The organism is Rhodococcus sp. Q1, from assembly GCF_004153645.1.
Lineage (GTDB): Bacteria > Actinomycetota > Actinomycetes > Mycobacteriales > Mycobacteriaceae > Rhodococcus > Rhodococcus gordoniae.
The window spans coordinates 1-16,344 of the sequence record NZ_SDMJ01000009.1 but is presented as its reverse complement, the minus strand read 5'-3'; the positions used below and the strand labels follow the sequence as shown (position 1 = coordinate 16,344).

Annotated in this window: 20 protein-coding genes and 1 pseudogene; 13 read left to right on the top strand and 8 right to left on the bottom strand. The window is 64.5% G+C overall.

From position 1 onward, the window contains the following. Nucleotides 1-32: 32 nt before the first annotated feature. The 3 genes from EQ874_RS20155 to EQ874_RS20145 all read left to right on the top strand — a co-directional run bounded on the left by EQ874_RS20155 (nt 33) and on the right by EQ874_RS20145 (nt 2,043). On the top strand, nt 33-821 hold the full coding sequence (locus EQ874_RS20155; RefSeq protein WP_064063662.1) for an aldolase: 789 nt from the start codon (nt 33-35) through the stop codon (nt 819-821). Nucleotides 822-867: 46 nt separating this feature from the next. Next, a complete protein-coding gene (locus EQ874_RS20150) occupies nt 868-1,782 on the top strand; it encodes a dihydrodipicolinate synthase family protein (RefSeq protein WP_129977920.1) in 915 nt (304 codons plus the stop codon). Between the two features lie 81 nt (nt 1,783-1,863). Beyond that, complete coding sequence (locus EQ874_RS20145; RefSeq protein WP_129977919.1) at nt 1,864-2,043, top strand: hypothetical protein; 180 nt, start codon at nt 1,864-1,866, stop codon at nt 2,041-2,043. On the opposite strand, the gene EQ874_RS22960 is transcribed toward EQ874_RS20145, so the two are convergent. Beyond that, a complete protein-coding gene (locus EQ874_RS22960; protein WP_165369289.1) occupies nt 2,030-2,191 on the bottom strand; it encodes a hypothetical protein in 162 nt (53 codons plus the stop codon). The two genes, EQ874_RS20145 and EQ874_RS22960, sit on opposite strands and share 14 nt — an antisense overlap. A gap of 171 nt (nt 2,192-2,362) precedes the next feature. Between EQ874_RS22960 and EQ874_RS20140 the strand changes: the two genes are divergently transcribed. Continuing rightward, the gene (locus tag EQ874_RS20140) at nt 2,363-2,797 is read left to right on the top strand and encodes a hypothetical protein (RefSeq protein WP_129977918.1); all 435 of its coding nucleotides are present in this window, start codon (nt 2,363-2,365) and stop codon (nt 2,795-2,797) included. A gap of 1,161 nt (nt 2,798-3,958) precedes the next feature. Here EQ874_RS20140 and EQ874_RS20130 read toward each other — a convergent pair. Continuing rightward, on the bottom strand, nt 3,959-4,687 hold the full coding sequence (locus EQ874_RS20130; RefSeq protein ID WP_242496833.1) for a cold shock domain-containing protein: 729 nt from the start codon (nt 4,685-4,687) through the stop codon (nt 3,959-3,961). 409 nt (nt 4,688-5,096) lie between these two features. Here EQ874_RS20130 and EQ874_RS20125 point away from each other — a divergent pair, with 409 nt between their 5' ends. Further along, nucleotides 5,097-5,660: a hypothetical protein gene (locus tag EQ874_RS20125; RefSeq protein ID WP_129977917.1), complete on the top strand. Its 564-nt coding sequence runs from the start codon at nt 5,097-5,099 to the stop codon at nt 5,658-5,660. Between the two features lie 47 nt (nt 5,661-5,707). Further along, nucleotides 5,708-5,863: a hypothetical protein gene (locus EQ874_RS23250; RefSeq protein ID WP_242496832.1), complete on the top strand. Its 156-nt coding sequence runs from the start codon at nt 5,708-5,710 to the stop codon at nt 5,861-5,863. A 281-nt stretch (nt 5,864-6,144) separates the two neighbouring features. On the opposite strand, the gene EQ874_RS20115 is transcribed toward EQ874_RS23250, so the two are convergent. From EQ874_RS20115 to EQ874_RS20110, 3 genes and pseudogenes are all read right to left on the bottom strand, one after another. Then, the gene (locus tag EQ874_RS20115; protein ID WP_129977916.1) at nt 6,145-6,717 is read right to left on the bottom strand and encodes a hypothetical protein; all 573 of its coding nucleotides are present in this window, start codon (nt 6,715-6,717) and stop codon (nt 6,145-6,147) included. A 102-nt stretch (nt 6,718-6,819) separates the two neighbouring features. Continuing rightward, a pseudogene (locus EQ874_RS23245) lies at nt 6,820-7,026 on the bottom strand (IS5/IS1182 family transposase); the annotation flags it as partial. A 49-nt stretch (nt 7,027-7,075) separates the two neighbouring features. After that, a complete protein-coding gene (locus EQ874_RS20110) occupies nt 7,076-7,645 on the bottom strand; it encodes a hypothetical protein (RefSeq protein WP_129977915.1) in 570 nt (189 codons plus the stop codon). Nucleotides 7,646-7,767: 122 nt separating this feature from the next. On the opposite strand from EQ874_RS20110, the gene EQ874_RS20105 reads away from it, so the two are divergent. Further along, the gene (locus EQ874_RS20105) at nt 7,768-8,325 is read left to right on the top strand and encodes a hypothetical protein (RefSeq protein ID WP_165369288.1); all 558 of its coding nucleotides are present in this window, start codon (nt 7,768-7,770) and stop codon (nt 8,323-8,325) included. A gap of 343 nt (nt 8,326-8,668) precedes the next feature. Here EQ874_RS20105 and EQ874_RS20100 read toward each other — a convergent pair whose 3' ends face one another. Continuing rightward, the gene (locus EQ874_RS20100; protein WP_129977914.1) at nt 8,669-9,772 is read right to left on the bottom strand and encodes a hypothetical protein; all 1,104 of its coding nucleotides are present in this window, start codon (nt 9,770-9,772) and stop codon (nt 8,669-8,671) included. Nucleotides 9,773-10,122: 350 nt separating this feature from the next. Here EQ874_RS20100 and EQ874_RS22955 point away from each other — a divergent pair, with 350 nt between their 5' ends. The 5 genes from EQ874_RS22955 to EQ874_RS20080 all read left to right on the top strand — a co-directional run bounded on the left by EQ874_RS22955 (nt 10,123) and on the right by EQ874_RS20080 (nt 14,033). Continuing rightward, nucleotides 10,123-10,266: a hypothetical protein gene (locus tag EQ874_RS22955; protein ID WP_165369287.1), complete on the top strand. Its 144-nt coding sequence runs from the start codon at nt 10,123-10,125 to the stop codon at nt 10,264-10,266. A 221-nt stretch (nt 10,267-10,487) separates the two neighbouring features. After that, on the top strand, nt 10,488-10,670 hold the full coding sequence (locus tag EQ874_RS20095) for a hypothetical protein (protein ID WP_064063656.1): 183 nt from the start codon (nt 10,488-10,490) through the stop codon (nt 10,668-10,670). After that, nucleotides 10,660-12,072, top strand: a complete 1,413-nt coding sequence (locus tag EQ874_RS20090) for an amidase (protein WP_129977913.1) — start codon at nt 10,660-10,662, stop codon at nt 12,070-12,072. Before EQ874_RS20095 ends, EQ874_RS20090 begins: the two co-directional genes overlap by 11 nt. 120 nt (nt 12,073-12,192) lie before the next feature. Beyond that, nucleotides 12,193-12,840: an AmiS/UreI family transporter gene (locus EQ874_RS20085; RefSeq protein ID WP_129977912.1), complete on the top strand. Its 648-nt coding sequence runs from the start codon at nt 12,193-12,195 to the stop codon at nt 12,838-12,840. A gap of 29 nt (nt 12,841-12,869) precedes the next feature. Further along, a complete protein-coding gene (locus tag EQ874_RS20080) occupies nt 12,870-14,033 on the top strand; it encodes an SLC13 family permease (protein WP_165369286.1) in 1,164 nt (387 codons plus the stop codon). A 22-nt stretch (nt 14,034-14,055) separates the two neighbouring features. Here the strand turns inward: EQ874_RS20080 and EQ874_RS20075 are convergent, their stop codons facing one another. Beyond that, nucleotides 14,056-15,081 (bottom strand): substrate-binding domain-containing protein, encoded by a 1,026-nt coding sequence (locus tag EQ874_RS20075; protein WP_129977976.1) that lies wholly within the window; start codon nt 15,079-15,081, stop codon nt 14,056-14,058. Nucleotides 15,082-15,220: 139 nt separating this feature from the next. Between EQ874_RS20075 and EQ874_RS20070 the strand changes: the two genes are divergently transcribed. Then, entirely contained in the window at nt 15,221-15,661 is a 441-nt protein-coding gene (locus EQ874_RS20070) for a MarR family transcriptional regulator (protein WP_242496831.1), read from the top strand. A gap of 435 nt (nt 15,662-16,096) precedes the next feature. Here EQ874_RS20070 and EQ874_RS23375 read toward each other — a convergent pair whose 3' ends face one another. Continuing rightward, on the bottom strand, nt 16,097-16,231 hold the full coding sequence (locus tag EQ874_RS23375) for a hypothetical protein (RefSeq protein ID WP_277986194.1): 135 nt from the start codon (nt 16,229-16,231) through the stop codon (nt 16,097-16,099). Nucleotides 16,232-16,344 lie beyond the last annotated feature (113 nt).

Below are 16,344 nucleotides of genomic sequence, written 5' to 3'. Positions count from 1 at the left end.
AGTGTCTTCGTGTCTACGGAAAGGGCGCTCGGATGTCTACGACGATGAACCTCGGTAAGGCCGAGTTGATGGATACCGCCAAGAAGGCGATGCTCACCCAAATCCCCAAAGCTCAATGGACCGATCGTCAGAAGATCGCACTGACCTGCCGAGCGCTGTATGACGCCGGCCACGACTCCGGCCTTGCGGGACAGATCTCGGCGCGCGGAGAGGAGCCGGGCACATTCCTGACGCAGCGGCTCGGGCTCGGCTTCGACGAAATCACGGAGGGGAATCTCCTTCTCGTGGACGAGGACCTCAATGTTCTCGACGGTGACGGTATGGCCAACCCTGCCAATCGTTTTCACAGCTGGGTGTATCGCGCGCGTCCGGATGTCAACTGCATCGTGCATACGCATCCACTTCATGTGGCGGCGCTGTCCATGCTCGAGGTTCCCCTGCAGATCTCGCAGATGGACATGGCGCCGCTCTACGACGACTGCGCCTTCCTGCCTGATTGGCCCGGGGTGCCGGTCGGCAACGAGGAAGGTGAGATCATTTCTGCGGCACTAGGGGACAAGCGGGCGATTCTGCTTGCACATCACGGACAGCTCGTGGCGGGCTCCACGATCGAAGAAGCGTGCTCCCTCGCGCACCTGATCGAGCGGGCGGCGCGACTGCAATTGCTCGCGATGGCCGCCGGCGACATTCAGCCGCTGCCGCCTCGCCTCGCAAAGGAGGCTCACGATTGGACGCTCACCCCGCGGCGCAGTGATGCGAATTTCGCCTACTACGCCCGCAAAGCACTGCGCTCACATCCGGATGTGATCGAGAACAAGTAATTCCACCACGTTCAGTACGCACCCGCACAACACACTTGGAGCATCAATGACCAGTACCGTCTCCGGAATCGTCGCCTATCCCGTGACACCGTTCGAAACCGCTGACAACGATGTGATCAATGTGGAGATTCTCCGCCTGCTGATCGACCGGATGATCGATGCCGGTGTCGACGCCATTGCGCCTCTCGGTAGCACCGGGGAAGCGGCTTACCTCGATCACAGCGAATGGATAACTGTGGCAACCGAATCCATCCAGACCGCCGACGGGCGTGTAGCGACGATCGTCGGGGTCTCCGACCTGACCACAGCAGGTACGGTGCGACGCGCGAAGACCGCCGAGCGTCTCGGGGCGACGGCAGTGATGGCTTTGCCGACGTCGTACTGGCGCCTCACCGAGGAGGAAGTGCGAACCCACTTCACCACCCTTGCCGATTCCATCGGAATCCCCGTCATGGTGTACAACAACCCAGCCACGACCGGCATCGACATGCAGCCCGAACTTTTGTTCGATCTGTTCAGCAATGTCGAGAACATCACGATGGTCAAGGAATCGACCGGAGACGTGACGCGCATGCACCGCCTCCGCGAGCTCAGCGGTGGGGAGCTTCCATTCTTCAATGGAAGCAACCCGCTGGCCCTGGAAGCGCTGCGCGCGGGGGCGACAGGCTGGTGCACGGCTGCGCCGTGCTTGATCCCTCACGAGATTGTCGACTTCTACCGCGTGGTCGCTACAGGAGATGCCGAACAGGCGGACACCATCTTCCGCCGCCTCCGTCCCTTCCTCGACATGATCGTCAGTCGGGGGCTGCCCACCACGATCAAGTCCGGCCTGAAGGGCCTCGGAATCGACGCCGGCCTCCCTCGCAGGCCGCTGCTTCCCCTCGGTGATCCCGAGGCGGGCAGGCTCCGCGACCTCATTGGCGAATGTGTATCGCATGCAGATGTCCCACGCGGCAACTGACAGGGACTTACGCTACCTTGCCGTTCGCTCCGCGCGCTGACCGAACTGCAGGCGTGGACGGCCGGTGCGATCGTCATCGGCGTGTTTACCTCTTCGGATCTCGGACGTGGGTGGCTGCCGCTGGCCGAGACCGGCACCTACCATCTGGTCCCGGCCTTGGTCACCGCGCTCGTCGGCCTGGGCGCTGCGGCGGCCGGGGTGGGACTGCTGCTACGCCGCCGCCAGGACACACATGGCCCGGTGCCGCTCAGTGCTCGGTGACCGCCGCGCAGGTGATCACCCCGCGCACGGTCAGCGGCGCCGGATCGATATCGACTCCGGATCCGGTCGCGGTCAGCGCGAACACCACCTGCCGGTCCTCGTCGCGCACCTCGAGGTCGATGCCGTCGTGCTGTGAAACTGCGGTCATCACGACACCAGACATTCACGTCTTCGATAGCAGCCCGATGGCCCGCGGTCTGCCGGTCGGCAGGTAGGGCGCCATCCCCGTGGGGATAAGTTGGATGCGATCGGTGCGCTCCCGATGTCGCGAGGGGATCCATTGGCATTCGGGAGGATTCAACGAGGGAGCCATGGTTCGATGGCCTATCGTGTGGTCGCGCTGATCGGCATCGCTGTCGGTGCGGTGGTATATGGCGCGGCGTTCTTCGTCAACGCGCCGATCGAGGTCTGCATCGATCAGGCGACACCAGGTGCAGCAGAGGCCGGTTCGGGGGAGGCGACAGCGGCGAGCTTCAGCAAGACGTGGGTAGGTATCGTCGGGTCTCGTTGCGAGCTGGCGTTCACGTCGGGCGTTCATGTCGATGACCTCGTCGTGGAGTGGGGCCCGTCAGGTATCGCGATCGTTGGTCTTGTCGTTGCCGTGGTCTCACTGGGGATCTGGTTCCGTCTACGCGGCGGACGTCGACGAGCGAGGGTAATCGGCTCTGTCATCAGTGGTATCCGTGAAGCAGCCCGAGGAAACCCGAGCTTCCGGATGTCCACCGAAGGTTCGACATGTCTGGCGTTGCGATGACCGCCGGAAGCCACCGAACGTCGAACGAAACGGTCGTTACCATAGGAGGTATGGAGCGCTCTGTTCGATCGAACCCATCCTTTGATGAGGGAAGCATCGAAGGACCGAAGACTCGGTCACGAATCGGCCGGCTGTTCCGATGGCTGAGTTTCCGCCTTCGCCACCTCATGGATGATCGAAAGCCCAGTGGATATTCGAGCCTCGCGCCGCGGCGTCCGGACGGCACCCGTGGACCGATCTTTCCCTTCAATTCGAGTGGCGGCGGCGCCGGATCCGGTGGGGCGTAGACCAATGCTCGGGGTTCGTTGCGGGCGGGTGTAGCTGCATCTCACTGCGTCGGGGTCCTCCGGTACGAGGCCCGGACGCAGCGACCGGCTGATCCGAGCGAAAAGTCGTTTCAGTGCAGCGTAAGTCGTTGATCGGAGCCGTCGGCGAAGCCCGGTGCAGTTCCACGATCCAGCGACCGGACTTGACGTCGCCGTTTCGGACGGGGGTCCTCGCGAGCGTATTCGCCGCGCGCTCTCGATCGCCCGAATGGCGAAAAGGATTACCGATCGCGGACGATCGTCGAAGAATCGGCCCCGCAGAACACGTCCTGTACTGGCCGGTCGAACACGGCACTGACATGCATTGCCAGGTCCGAACTCGGCCGCTGGTCTCCCCGCTCGAGTGCGCCCGATCGTCTGTGCGTGCGCCCCGCTCAGTGCCGCCGGTTGTCGGTGGGACAGTCCGTGCTTGCGCCGTAATTCCCGAACACTGTTGCCGAGGCGACGTGTTGTCCCGTTCCGAGGCATGCGTCCATTTCAGAAAAACCAACGAAAAACAATGTTCTGAAACTGAATGATGGGTTGGCCTGGGCAGAACAGGTCGTGTCGGATCCCGAGACCAACCGTAAGTTCCCCGGCCGAGGGAACTGTCGACCTGCGCGCTACGCCTTTTCCTATCAGCTGCCGCACGTTCATTGCCGCGTCGTCAAGCCTGCCGCGAGGCCGGTAACCCCTCGCGACCGGCCTCGTCCATGTGGTGAACCTTCGCCGACACGGTCGGAGCTTTGCGACCTTGACGTCTTCGGTCATCGGGTGGCTGCCAGCCGATTGTGCGTCGTAGCGGATTCCCCACCCGCCCATGTTGGGGATCTCGTGTCGATCATCCGGTCCGGTTTCAGCCAGGTTGCTCTATCCGGGTGGCCCGATAATGGTAGCCGTCCTGATCGGTGACCTGTTCCCAATCGAGGACCACGGTGGCTCCGACGGCTACGGTACGAAAGCCCTCGCCGATGATGGTGCTGTAATGCGCCCAGCATCCGCCGGGGGTCTGGTCGGAATCGATCACTCCCCAGCCCTGTTCGTCGTTCCACGCCCGGACCGTGCCGACAGTTTGACCGGTCACCCGAGACGAGTCGGGGACAGGGGCGGAGGGTTCGTCGGTGAAGTGCTCTTCCTCGATGCGGCCGTCGGGATGAACCGACCACGCCCGCGCCCCGAATCCGGCAGGACGACGGACCGGTTGTTCTCCGGCCGGCCATGCCCGCACACACTCGAATTCGAATTCGACACCCGCCGCTGGGCTCTCGGCGCGGACCCATTCGAACTCCACCTCGTGGCCCGGCGTCAGAGCGGGAAACCCGTCCACCGCCACGGCCGCGAAGTCGACATGACATCCCCCGGGAACCTCATCGCCGTCGATCACACCCTGCATGCGCTCGAGATCCCAGCTGCGAACCACACCTCGACTCGACACCGCGCCGTGATCTCCCGCCCCGGTTTCCTCGACACTGTCGCCGGCTGCAACCCCATCGGGGCCGGATACAGCACCGACCGTCCATATCCCCACTGCTGCGATCGCAGTCAGCATCACCGCGGCAGTGACGGCCCGTACCGCTGTGCGCACCACGTCTCCTTCCGCCTCGGTGATCCCCGCATTCCGACACTGGCGACGACTGCGGTGCGGAAAGTCCGGGTGTGCACCACCGGACTTCCCGTCGGCCCACGCACAACGGGGAGGAATGCGCGGACCGAGCGGCCCCGTCGCTCCGAGGAGGGAGAAGGAGCGGGGACCACCGATAACCACATATGGACTTTCGCCTCCAGCGTTACATTTCGGCCACACGCCCCCACGAGGGTGGTGTTTACCCGTGTCGTGGGTACCTGGTGGCGCGACACCGGCACTGCGCGGCACATCAATGGCGCTGGACCGGAGGGGAACCTGCGGTGATCCCTACCGGTGGTTGGTGAGATGCGGCTGCGATCATCGGTGCGGGCCCGCAGAGGTGTCGGGTAGGCGTGTCAAGATCACCGCCATGAACACACAGACGAGCCCGATCCTGGAGTCGACGGTGGTGCTGGCGATGGATTACGGGCAGTTCTGTCTCGACGGCGGACTCGGGGACATCGACAACGAGCTCGAGCTGCTCGAGCAGGCCCAAGCGGAGCAGCCCAGCGCCGGCGACGGCACCATGGTCGTGGTGTTGTGCCCGCATCAGAACAACTTCGAGATGATCGTGGAGGTGCAGGTCTTCGACCGCCGCCCCGCCGCCGATCGCTCGGAGTGGCAGCAGGTCAGCGAAGACCGCCTCGCAGTCGATGCGCCCGGGATATTGAGTCTGTCGTCCCCGACCACCGAGCCGGTCACCGTGGCGGTGCCGCCCGGCCAGTACGTGGTGCAGGTGTCCGGGCGTGGTTTCGTCAACTACGGCTGGCCCGGTTCGACTACCCCTGGGGATGTGTGGCGGCTGCGGTTGTGGCCCGACGACGGTAGCGTCCTCGAACCCGCACAACTGTGGGAGATGCCCGGATGCGGCATCCCGGAGAACGTCCCGCCCTCGACGGACGGATCGGGCGGCTCAGAGACGGACGGATCATGAAGCCGCAGCCGCAGCCGCAGCCGCAGCCGCAGCCGAGGTCGGTGGTCGTGACTGTGCTGGTGTTCACCGGGTTCGGTGTGGTGTGCGGGATAGCCGGCGCTGCGGTGTTGTGGTGGTTCGCCTCGCAGCCGTTCGATTTCTACACCGCCGGCTATCAGCCGCTGGACTTCGCGTCGGCCCGCATCGATGCGCCCTCGCCGTAGGGGTACATGGCTGCACTGGTCCTCGGTGGTGGCGTGCTGGGAGCACTGGTCGGTGCACTCGTTCATTGCGTCGGGTGGAGTCTTGCGCGGCGTGCACCCGAGTAGGAAGCACCGCGTAGGCGCGGGCCTGCAAAAGCGTCAGAGGAAGGCAGTGGGGGGACAGGACGGTCTATTCCCCGATATTGCCGGGTTCGCCGCCGCGCCGTAATTCGTCGATGTGTAGTGGCGTGTGCTGCGGGTCTTCGCTGCATCTCGCGATAGATTCTCGACCGGTGTCTTCGTCAGTGATGTCTGCCGCGGATGGCCCAGCGATGCATCAACATTGCAGCGAGAACGACTACCGCAATGATCAGCAGGGATTTCTGCCACAGGGGGCGGATGTCGTCGATGCCGATCGGCCGTGTCTGCGGATCGGGCCGGTGAGGTGGTCCGTACACGGTGTGCGCCGCGTCTCGGGTGTATGCGTTGGTCGATGTGGTTGTCGCAGAACATGCTTCGACCGACCAGGGTGCGTTCTTCGTTTCATGGGTCGAGACGAATGCGAGATACTCGATGCCGAGGGTGAATCCACGTCCGCACGCGGAACCTTGGGTGCTCGACGACACGACGGTGGTGGATCCGACATCCCCGGTAAAGACGCTGTGAACGTCGAACTCGTAGTAGACGGTATCCCCGTCGGTGCGTTCTCTGGTGGCGGTGCCGGTGAAGGCGGCGGCAGCGCGGGAGATCTGTTCGGTGATGTACGGTCCGTTCGGCTCGTATGCGCATGAACAGGCATGTGCGGTGGCCGGGGCGGACAGCGGTAGTGCTGCGGCCATACCGACCGTGAGGACGAAAGACAGCAACCACCGCATTGTGGACTCCGTTCCCCGGGCCGATGACCGTCGGGTTTACGGCTAGATCCTAGCGAGAGGGCTCTGCGTGGTCTTCTCATGCCCATGGCTGCACGTCGCATGGTACCGACCCAGCCGGTTGTTGCGCTCGATCCCGCGCCGGGCGATGCGACGCCCAGCCACCGCCGGTGCACGAGATGGTCGTAGCCCTTGTCCGCCCGAACCCGGCCGGACTCGCGGCGGGGCGGCCCCCGATGCGAGCGCACCACCTTCGATCGCGGTGACCATCGGCAGCAACATCACACTGCCGTGGGTGTTCGCGCAGGTCACTGTCGACGTCGATAGAGGTGAAGTTCTTCTTGCCTGACATGAACTTCAATCATGAAATGGAGACCGGTCCGGTTGTGCCGGTCACGGTCCACTGCCCGTCGACCTGGTCGAGGACGTAGGTGAGGCCGAGTCCGCAGTCGATGCCGCACCAGAGTCCCGCGCCGATGTGGACTGTTCCGTCGTCCTGCGGCCAGGTGGGGGACAGGCCGACGATGACGCCGTCGTGTGCGACCCCGGTCAGGCCCTGCCGTGCGGGATCTGCGTACTGCTGTGGATCGGCGGTGAACTCGACCGGCGGCAGATCCGCCGACTGTGCGCTGATCTCGTTCTTCAGTTCCGTGTCGAACGGCCCGTCGGCGACGGTGAACATGTGTGCGCTGCGTGAGGCAGGGCCGTCGACGATGTAGACGGATCCGATCGGGGTCGGTGCTGTCGCGAAGGGATTGTCGACGAGGATGAGGTGGTGCAGGGCGGTGGCATAGAGCTGTGACTGCTCGCTGGGTGGCGGGGGACTCGTGGGCGGGTCGAGTTGATCGGTGCCCGCGTGGGTGTCTGTGCTCGCGCAGCCGGCCAGGATGGCAGCAAGGATCCCCGAGAAGGTCGCCGCTCGAACGCTCACGGTTCGGATGGTACCGATTGCCGGATCGATGTTGGCTTTTCGTGGATCCGCTGGAGGGGTCCGCTCGCCCGACACAGTCCGGCGGTTGCGCTCTGGTGCGAGGGTTCGTGCGAAGGTGAGTCATGACTGTCGCTGGGCGTCCGGCTCGTTGGTGGATCGTGCTGTCGGGGGTGACCGCGGTCCTTGTCGGGTTGGTGTGCGGGGTGATCGTATGGACGTTCGTCCCGCCGGTGGTGTTCTTTCCGTGGTTTGCTCTGGCGTCCTGGGTTCTTCTGATCCTGGGTGCGGTGTGGTTGGTGGTCGGGTTGGTCGGCTGGTTCAAGTTTCGCGCTCTGCGCGTGACCGCGATCGCGCCGGCGTTGGTGCTTGCCACCGCGGTGCTGGTGGTGTTGTCGGTTCCGTCGACGGTGGCGTTTGCGGTGTCGAAGGGGTCTTTGGTCGCAGCGTCGGCGCAATGTGCGCCGTCCTGGGACGGTCGGCGGATCGGGGTGTATCAGGTGCGGCGGATTCAACCCGTCGACGGTGGGTGTCTGTTCTACATCGAAGGTGGGCTGATCGACCCGATCGGACTTGCGTATCTGCCCGGTGGCGCGCCGTATCTGGGTAAGCCCCGCCACGACGGCGACATCGGGTACGAGCAGTACAGCGGCGACTGGTATCGATTCGTGGAACGTTTCTGAGCTCTGCCCGCAGGTACGGCGGTAGCGCTGAGTTGATTGCTGGACGGCGACCCCTGAGGCCGACCGGTCTGTCGGCGGTTCGTATCGCGATCCTGTAGCGCTGCGAAGGCGATCACCGTGATAATCAGGATGGATGTGTGGATCGGGTGCGGTCGCGCTGTCGTTCGACCGACAGCCCACAGGGGCTATCGCCACGAGCGCGACCAACCCGATTGCCAACGGCGTCATACCGATGAGACTGCCGGAAAGACCGTGCCCCGGTGCGCAAGACGTCGGCGAACCTGCGGACGCCGGTATCGCGCGAACGTGTCGGTTTCCGGTGCCACTGTCGTAGAGCGGGCGGTCAGGCTTCGGACCAGGTTTCGGTGTGGGTATCACGCACCCAGTCGACGATGTCGCCGTCGGCGTGGACGTCGTCGGTGAGCCAGAATGTTTCGTCGGGTGCCCAGCCCGCGATCACCGACGCCGTGTCACCATCGACGTCGATGGCAGCGCCCGCAGCGGCGAGATAACCGGCCACGGTCAGGTGCACTCCTCCGTACACCTCGGCGACGGCCCGCCAGTCGGGCAGAACCCACTTTCCGTCGCGGCCGGTGGTGCGGTACCAGTCGTGACGTTTCTGGGCGGTGACCTCGAGTGGAAACCGCCGGCAGAGTTGCGCCCAGTCGTCGAGGCCGTAGATTTCGAATACGTCGACGGTGTCGGGAACGATGTGTCGCCGTGCCCCGGTATGGTTCTCGCCTCCGGAGTCTTCGACGAACCACAGGCATGCGGGTGAGCCGTCGTCCAGTGCTCGTGTGGAGCACGGGACGCCGAGCGGCGTCGACCACCACACCCCGGACCAGTTGGCCGTCGGGTTGGTGGGGCGTTCCCGTGCTGCTCGTTTCTCCTCGGTGACGACCTTCTCGCGCCAGGTGGCGAGCGCGTGCCCGACCCGAGGGACATTGGCGTGTGGTTCGACCCAGCCCAGTGACCACTGCTCGTCCCGCACGATGCCGGTGGTCCACCACCGGGTGCGCTCCGATGCGGTGAGGTGCTCGGCGATGCGTCGCAGTTGCGGGCGCACCGGCTCCGTCGCAGCGAGAATGTCGTCGCCGTCGGGTTCTTGCCAGTATCGGGCGGAGTCGGTGGTGGCGGCGAGCACGGTGCGCAGGTCCTTTTCCGTCACGTCCGGCAGCGGCACGTTCGCCAACCGTCGCGCTACGTCGCCGGGGGAGATGTTCGGGAGGGGTCGGTCGGCGCCGGGCCCGTAGAGGACGCCTGCGGTTCCGCGTGCCATATCGATGCGGTAGGTGGCGTAGAAGACGCCCGACGAGAACGAGTCCTGGCTATACCCGTCGCGGGTACGGCCGTCGGCGATCTGCGCGTATTCGAGGAGAAGACGGCGACCGCGCGGACCGGCCGGCAGTGCCTCGGTCAGGTTCGCCGGAGTGTCCCGTGCCGTCATGGCGTCCAGTAGATCATTACCACCGCGACCGTGACGGGCGGAAGATTCTGACGCCGCGGCGCGCGGCGTCAGGTCACCGACCCGATGTGTGTTCGACCTGTCGCGGGGCTCCCACGCTCGTCGCCCGCCACATCTGAATCAGGTAATCCTCGACGGGGTCGCCGTCGAGACAGCCGTCGAAGCGAGTATCTCTGCCTCGGACGCAGATACGGACTCGGTATCGGTGGTTGCCGGGCTCGGTGATGTCGGAACTGCCATTCGGAATCCACCGCAGCCGATCAGGCTCCCCACCACTGCGCCGGTGCCGGCCGCCATCGAGCAACCCCGCCCCACGAAGGAGAACTGAGTCGATGTCGCGAAGCGTAATCGAAGACCAACTGCTCGCCGAGGTGGTCATGGGGCTGCCGCTGCCGGGCATGGCTCTGGAAGCTGTGGCGGCGGCATCCCACTGCCGACGGGTGGGAACACCGGAGCAGCAAGTGGGCTCCTGGTAGGGGCAGGGACGTAAGCACTCGCCGACCTACCAGGAGTTCACCCGTATTCGGGCCGCCACACGCCGACGCTCACCGAGTTTTCAGATGCGCCGAGTCGTTGACATTGTGCTGCGCCTCACATACGGTCTCCGAAACACATTCAAGTGAAAATATTTCAGTTGAATTTGTTCCTCCGGGGCGTCCACCCCAGAGCGTCACCCTTCTACAAGGAGCGTGTCGTCATGGCACTGTCGGTACAGGAACTTCTGGCGAACAAGGGCATATGCCCGCCGCGGGATCGGATCGCCGCGCTCGAGTCCAAGTGGGCCGAGATCGTGCAGCGACGCGGTGACCTCGGGGCCGTGGCAGTCGACGACGCGGACATTTCTGTTCGCAATATCCCGGGAGGCGACCATGTCCGCTGACGAACTCGTCACCAAGTCGGTGACCGAACTCGCGCCCCTGATCGAGAGCAAGCAGGTGTCCCCGGTCGAGGTCACCACGGCGCTACTCGATCACGCCAAGGCGCTGAATCCGGAGATCAACGCCTACATCAGTTTCCGCGAGCACGCCCTCGACGATGCCCGACGTGCCGAGGAAGAGATCGGCCGAGGCGATTACCGCGGGGTCTTCCACGGAATTCCCTTGGCGCTGAAGGACAATCTGTATGTAGGTGGCGAGGTCACCACGATGGCATCGAAGATCCACAAGGACTTCGTGCCCACCGAGGACGCGTCCGTGGTGCGCCGTCTCCGCAATGCCGGCGCCGTGCTGACCGGCAAACTCAACATGCACGAATACGCATGGGGTATCGACAACAACAGTCCGCACTTCGGCAGCGTCCAGAACCCCTGGAATACCGCGAAGGTGCCGGGGGGCTCCAGCGGCGGCTCGGGAGCGGGCGTCGCGGCGCACATGACCTACGCGACCCTGGGCACCGACACCGCCGGCTCGATCCGGATTCCTTCCGCCGCCTGCGGCATCGTCGGCCTCAAGCCGACGCACGGTCGTGTCCCCAAGGACGGATGTTTCCCCCTCGCATGGACTTTGGATCACATCGGACCGATGACCAAGACCGTGGACGACGCCGCGGCGATGCTGCAGGTGATCGCCGGGTTCGACCGTGCGGATCCGACAGCGGTCGATGTCCCGGTGGGGGACTACACCTCCCATCTCACCGGTGATGTCTCCGGATTGGTGATCGGCGTCGAGGAGGACTACTACTTCCGCGACGTCGACAACGAGATCGAACGACTCGTACGCGCCCAGATCGACGAGCTCGTGTCTCGGGGCGCCCGGGTACGGACGGTCGAGATCCCGACCCTGCGCTACTCGGAATGGGCCGAACTGGCCACCAGCCTGTCCGAAGCATCAGCGATTCACCACAACGACCTTGTGCACCGGGCCGACGACTTCGGGACCGACATCCGCTTCCTGTTCGAACTGGGGGAGCTGTTCTCCTCGGTGGACTACCTTCAGGCGCAGCAGGTTCGGCGCCGACTCAAGAACGACTTCGGAACGGCCCTGTCCGAAGTCGATGTCCTGATCGCCCCGACCCTGCCGGTGATGGCTCCGGACATCGGATCGTCCGAGGCCGACCTCAACGGAACGAAGGTCGATCTCATCGACTCGTTCATCCGGTTCACCGGCCCGAGCAACCTGACCGGCCTGCCCGCGATGTCCGTTCCGGTGGGCTTCAACGGGGATCTGCCCGTCGGCCTCCAGATCATCGGTCGGGCCTTCGACGAGCGCACTGTGCTCAACGTCGGCAAGGCGATCGAAGCCGGCGGACCGATGGGGGATCGGACTCCTCCCGTGCTCCTCTGAGCCTGCTCGACCCACTGCACCTGCTCGACCCGGATATCCGGCCTGCCGATGCCTTCCGGCACGGCGCCCGGCCGTCCGGTTCGAGTGGGGTGTTTCCTCTCCTCATCGAAGGGATGTCACATGGTCCCCGTGGCGCTGTTGTTCGTCGGAGCGGTGCTCCTGGCCAACGGGTTGGTCTTCCTCGACAGGGTCACTCCGCGATCGGCCGTGGCGATCAATCTCCTTACCGGCGCCTTGCTGGTCGGCACGGCACTCGTGCTGCTCCTACCCTCGGACAGTGCCCCGCCCGACGGGCTGGCGTCGGCGGTGGCGGCCGGAGGGTTCGCATTGTTCGGCTTCACCTACCTTACGGTCGCGATCAACTCGCTCTCGAACGCTCCCGGCGCCGGCCTCGGTTGGTACTGCGGTTGGGCCGGGGCGGTCGCCCTCTTCCTGTCGATGGTGCATTTCGTTCAGCTCGGGGACGCTCGTCTCGCCTGGCTGTGGCTGGCATGGGCCGTGCTGTTCGCCGCCTTCTTCCTCGCCCTGACCACCCCCGCAGCGGAATGGGCCGGCAAGGCGACGGGAATGCTCACAGTCATGCAGTCGCTGTCCACTGCGAGCATCCCCGCTGCGCTGATGCTTACCGGGAAGTGGGACGACACGCCGGTACTTGCTGTCGCTGTCACGCAGATCGTCGTCGTCATCGTTTACGTTCTCCACGTCGCCGATGCTCGGCGCCGCTATCGATCGACCACCCGCGACCGCGCGTCCGTGACGACGACCTGACAATCTACAGTGGAGGACCCATGCGATCAGTGGCCCTGTCGGCCGTACTGATCGGGATGCTGATCGCATACGCACTGTTTGCGCCGCGGGTTCAGATGGTCGACTTGGTCGGCCGTCTGGGCCCGATCATGCTGTTCCTCGCCACCATTTCGATCGTGATCAACCTTGCTGCCAGGGCGGGGGTGTTCCACCGGGTCGCCGCAATCGCGGCCAGAGGACGCGCCGCCAGCGGACCGGGGCTATGGATTCTGGCGGTGCTGCTGTCTGTGGTGTCCACGATCTTTCTTTCCCTCGACACCACCGCCGTTCTCGTGACACCCCTGGTATTGGCGCTCGCCGGGCGGGCCGGCAACGATCCGATACCCCTGGCACTGACCGTGGTGTGGATCGCCAACACCGGATCGCTCCTACTTCCGGTGTCCAATCTGACGAATCTGCTGGCGATGGAGACGGGACTGTTCGACGAGACGAGTCACTACGTGAAAGTCGCCGCGATGCCCGCAGCCGCATCGCTCGCGGTAACAGTGGGATTCGTTTGGATGGTGTTCCGCAGGCGCCTACGCACACCCACCGGAACCCCGGTAGCGTCGCGCGAGCCCGGCACACCGGCTTCATCGCACCCGCTGCTTCCCTTGGCCGGGATCGTCATGGTGATACTGCTGCCGCTGCTCGCGACGTCGATCCCCTTCTGGTGGTCGACGTCGGCGGCGGCCATGGTGCTCGTGACAGCCTTCGCGGTCACCGACCGATCGGCTCTGCGCCCGAGCTTGATCCCGTGGACAGCCCTGGCTCTCGCCATCGGCCTGACCGTTGCGGTTCAGGTCGTTCATTCCCTCGGCGTCGAACAGCTTGTTCGTGCGGCGTTCGCGCACCTGGAAGGCGACTCCGTCGGCACGCTGTTCGTGTCGGCCGCAACAGGAGCGGTGCTGAGCAACCTGATCAACAACATTCCGGCCTACTTGCTTCTCGAGCCCGCGGCCGCGTCCGGTGCAGCCCTGATCGCTCTGCTCATCGGCTCGAATGCCGGGCCGATCGTGACACCGTGGGCCTCTCTGGCCACGCTGCTGTGGGCAGATCAGTTGCGCCGAGCCGGCCACATCGTCCCCTGGCAGCAGTTCGCCGCCCTGGGGATACCACTGGCGATCGGTGCAATCACGGTGTCCGTGGCCGCGTTGTCGTTGTCCCAGCGGTGATCCGGCCGCATATACACGCTGGTCAGAGGGCAGCAACCACCTCGAAATCCAAACCGTTCGCCTGCGCGAGATAGATCTGCTGCCGCGCTTGGTTCCCCTCGAATCGAACGACGCCGCGAGGACTGTCGAACTCCAACCCGTCGATCCGGGCATCACAGCGGGTCGGATCCAATCCTCCGGCTCGGCGTGCAAGATGGCTGAGAGCGTAGATCCCCTGATAACAGGACTCTGCCATGTTGTTCAGAGCGGGAGCCTCGTAACCGTTGGCGTTCACGTAACTGCCGACGAACTGCAGAGAGGATTCGGTGTTCAAGGCGCGGAAATAGGCTGCGGATGCGAACAGATTCTCGGTCGTCTCGGCGCCGCCGGCCAGGAGCATGTTCTCTTCCATCAGGGGACTGAACCGGAGCATGCGGTGATGGAGGTCGCGGGCAGCGAAATTTCGGTGGAAGTCCACGGCGTCCTGGCCGACCAGAAGTGTCAACACCGCCTGGCATCTGCTCTCCGCAGCCACCACGGGCAGTTGCGGGTCATCGGCCCGGCCCATCGGAACGAACGACGAACCGACTATGTCCACCCCGAGCGCAGCAGCGAAGTGTCCGATCAGTTGATACGTACGCAACGGCCAAATATAGTCGGCGCCGACGACGTACCACGACCGCACACCGTGGTGATCGCGCAGCCACCGCATCGCCGGATAGATCTGTTGTTCGGGAGATTCTCCCGAACAGTAGACGTTGGAACTGGCCTCGCCTCCCTCGTAGAGCGAGGTGTACACATACGGGACCCGACCACGAACGACGGGGGCGAGATGTCGTCGGATCGAGGAGATGTGCCATCCGCTGATCGCATCGAGGGCGCCGGCATCGAGCAGGTCGGACACCTCGGCTGTGACCGCGCGGGGGTCGCGACCGCCATCGATGAACTCGAGCTGAATTTCACGGCCGCCGAACCCGGCTCCCGCATTGAGTTCGCGTCGAGCCAATTCGCTGACGGCCATGCACGAAGGTCCGAAGATACCGCCTGGGCCTTGCAGCGGGATCACCATGCCGACCCGGTAGACCTCCGACCGGCGGTGTGGCGCGGATGCCAACATCGGATCCTCTCGGGTAATGTCGGCGGAGGTGCATCGGTTCATCGTCCCGCCACTCGTACAGATCGAAGGGCTGAAAAGGCAGGAGACTCACGTGGCTCCCCGAAACTCCGATCGGCTGGCGACCCGAGTAACGGCGATTTCCGGCGATATCGCTACCATCGACTCTCCTTCAGCGGTCGTTGCGCTACTGCAGGCTACCAAAGCCATTGTGTCCTCGCTCACGTCGATCGGCTCCGAATTCGATTTGACCTGCGATGATGTGCTCGTGCTCGATGCGCTCGCACGCCACGGAAGCGCATCGATGGCCGAGTTGTCGTCGCATACCGCCATATCAGGAGCCACCCTCACCCGGTCCGTCGACAGGCTGGTCTCCCGGACACTGGTCTACCGTGAGGTGAGCGCCGAAGATCGGCGCCGGGTCGAAGTTCACCTCAGCACCCGCGGAGTCGAAACCCACCGAGCACTGGAAGCACAACTCGCCGAACTCGATGCAAGAGCCGGCCGAATCTGCAGGACTCTGAGTCAGGCGTGAACCGAGCCGAACTCGTGTTCGTTTCGGCGAGTCGAGGTGAACCCGGCGTCGCCCTCAAGATGCAAAACGTCGCAACGATTGCGTGACCATGTACGTTCCTGATCGCTCGGTCACGCTTGACCGTGTGGTGCCGACCTGGGAACTATCGAGACCGCGTGCCGCGTCCGGTCGCCGTGCGCGCCGGTAACGGAGTGGCCGGGATTCGTTGCGGGCGGGCATAGCTGCATCTCACTGCGCCGAGGTCCTCCGATGCGAGGCCCGGACGCAGCGACCGCCTGAACCGAACGAAAAGTCGTCTCGGTGCCGCGGGAGTCGTTGATCGGAACGGTCGGCGAAGCCGGGATACCTCAGAGGGTCAGCCGGGCATGCGCAGCGCGTTCCAGGCCGCACTCGACAGTAAGTAGCGCAGGCGGCGTTCGGGGGTCGTCTCGCCGATCAGGCAGGAACGTGCCATCTCCTGAGTGCGGGGATGCGGGGTGCGGCCAATGCGGTGACGTCGGGATCGTGGAGTGTGTAGAGCAACCGGGCCTGCCCGAGATGCGCACCGATCCACCGCAGGTGGTACGTCACGGCGGCGCAGATCCCGGTTTCCGCGTCGTCAGCTTAAGAGCACGTCTCATTTGGTGAGTTTCTTGAAGCAGGTCAGCGCAGCGGCGAGTTGGAGAAAGGAAGCAAAGTTCTCA

Excerpts from the sequence above, each read along its gene's own strand:
- EQ874_RS20155 (WP_064063662.1), top strand. The coding sequence starts at position 33 with ATGTCTACGACGATGAACCTCGGTAAGGCCGAGTTGATGGATACCGCC.
- EQ874_RS20150 (WP_129977920.1), top strand. The coding sequence starts at position 868 with ATGACCAGTACCGTCTCCGGAATCGTCGCCTATCCCGTGACACCGTTC.
- EQ874_RS22960 (WP_165369289.1), bottom strand. The coding sequence starts at position 2,191 with ATGACCGCAGTTTCACAGCACGACGGCATCGACCTCGAGGTGCGCGAC.
- EQ874_RS20140 (WP_129977918.1), top strand. The coding sequence starts at position 2,363 with ATGGCCTATCGTGTGGTCGCGCTGATCGGCATCGCTGTCGGTGCGGTG.
- EQ874_RS20125 (WP_129977917.1), top strand. The coding sequence starts at position 5,097 with ATGAACACACAGACGAGCCCGATCCTGGAGTCGACGGTGGTGCTGGCG.
- EQ874_RS20115 (WP_129977916.1), bottom strand. The coding sequence starts at position 6,717 with ATGCGGTGGTTGCTGTCTTTCGTCCTCACGGTCGGTATGGCCGCAGCA.
- EQ874_RS20105 (WP_165369288.1), top strand. The coding sequence starts at position 7,768 with ATGACTGTCGCTGGGCGTCCGGCTCGTTGGTGGATCGTGCTGTCGGGG.
- EQ874_RS20100 (WP_129977914.1), bottom strand. The coding sequence starts at position 9,772 with ATGACGGCACGGGACACTCCGGCGAACCTGACCGAGGCACTGCCGGCC.
- EQ874_RS22955 (WP_165369287.1), top strand. The coding sequence starts at position 10,123 with ATGTCGCGAAGCGTAATCGAAGACCAACTGCTCGCCGAGGTGGTCATG.
- EQ874_RS20095 (WP_064063656.1), top strand. The coding sequence starts at position 10,488 with ATGGCACTGTCGGTACAGGAACTTCTGGCGAACAAGGGCATATGCCCG.
- EQ874_RS20090 (WP_129977913.1), top strand. The coding sequence starts at position 10,660 with ATGTCCGCTGACGAACTCGTCACCAAGTCGGTGACCGAACTCGCGCCC.
- EQ874_RS20085 (WP_129977912.1), top strand. The coding sequence starts at position 12,193 with ATGGTCCCCGTGGCGCTGTTGTTCGTCGGAGCGGTGCTCCTGGCCAAC.
- EQ874_RS20075 (WP_129977976.1), bottom strand. The coding sequence starts at position 15,081 with ATGGTGATCCCGCTGCAAGGCCCAGGCGGTATCTTCGGACCTTCGTGC.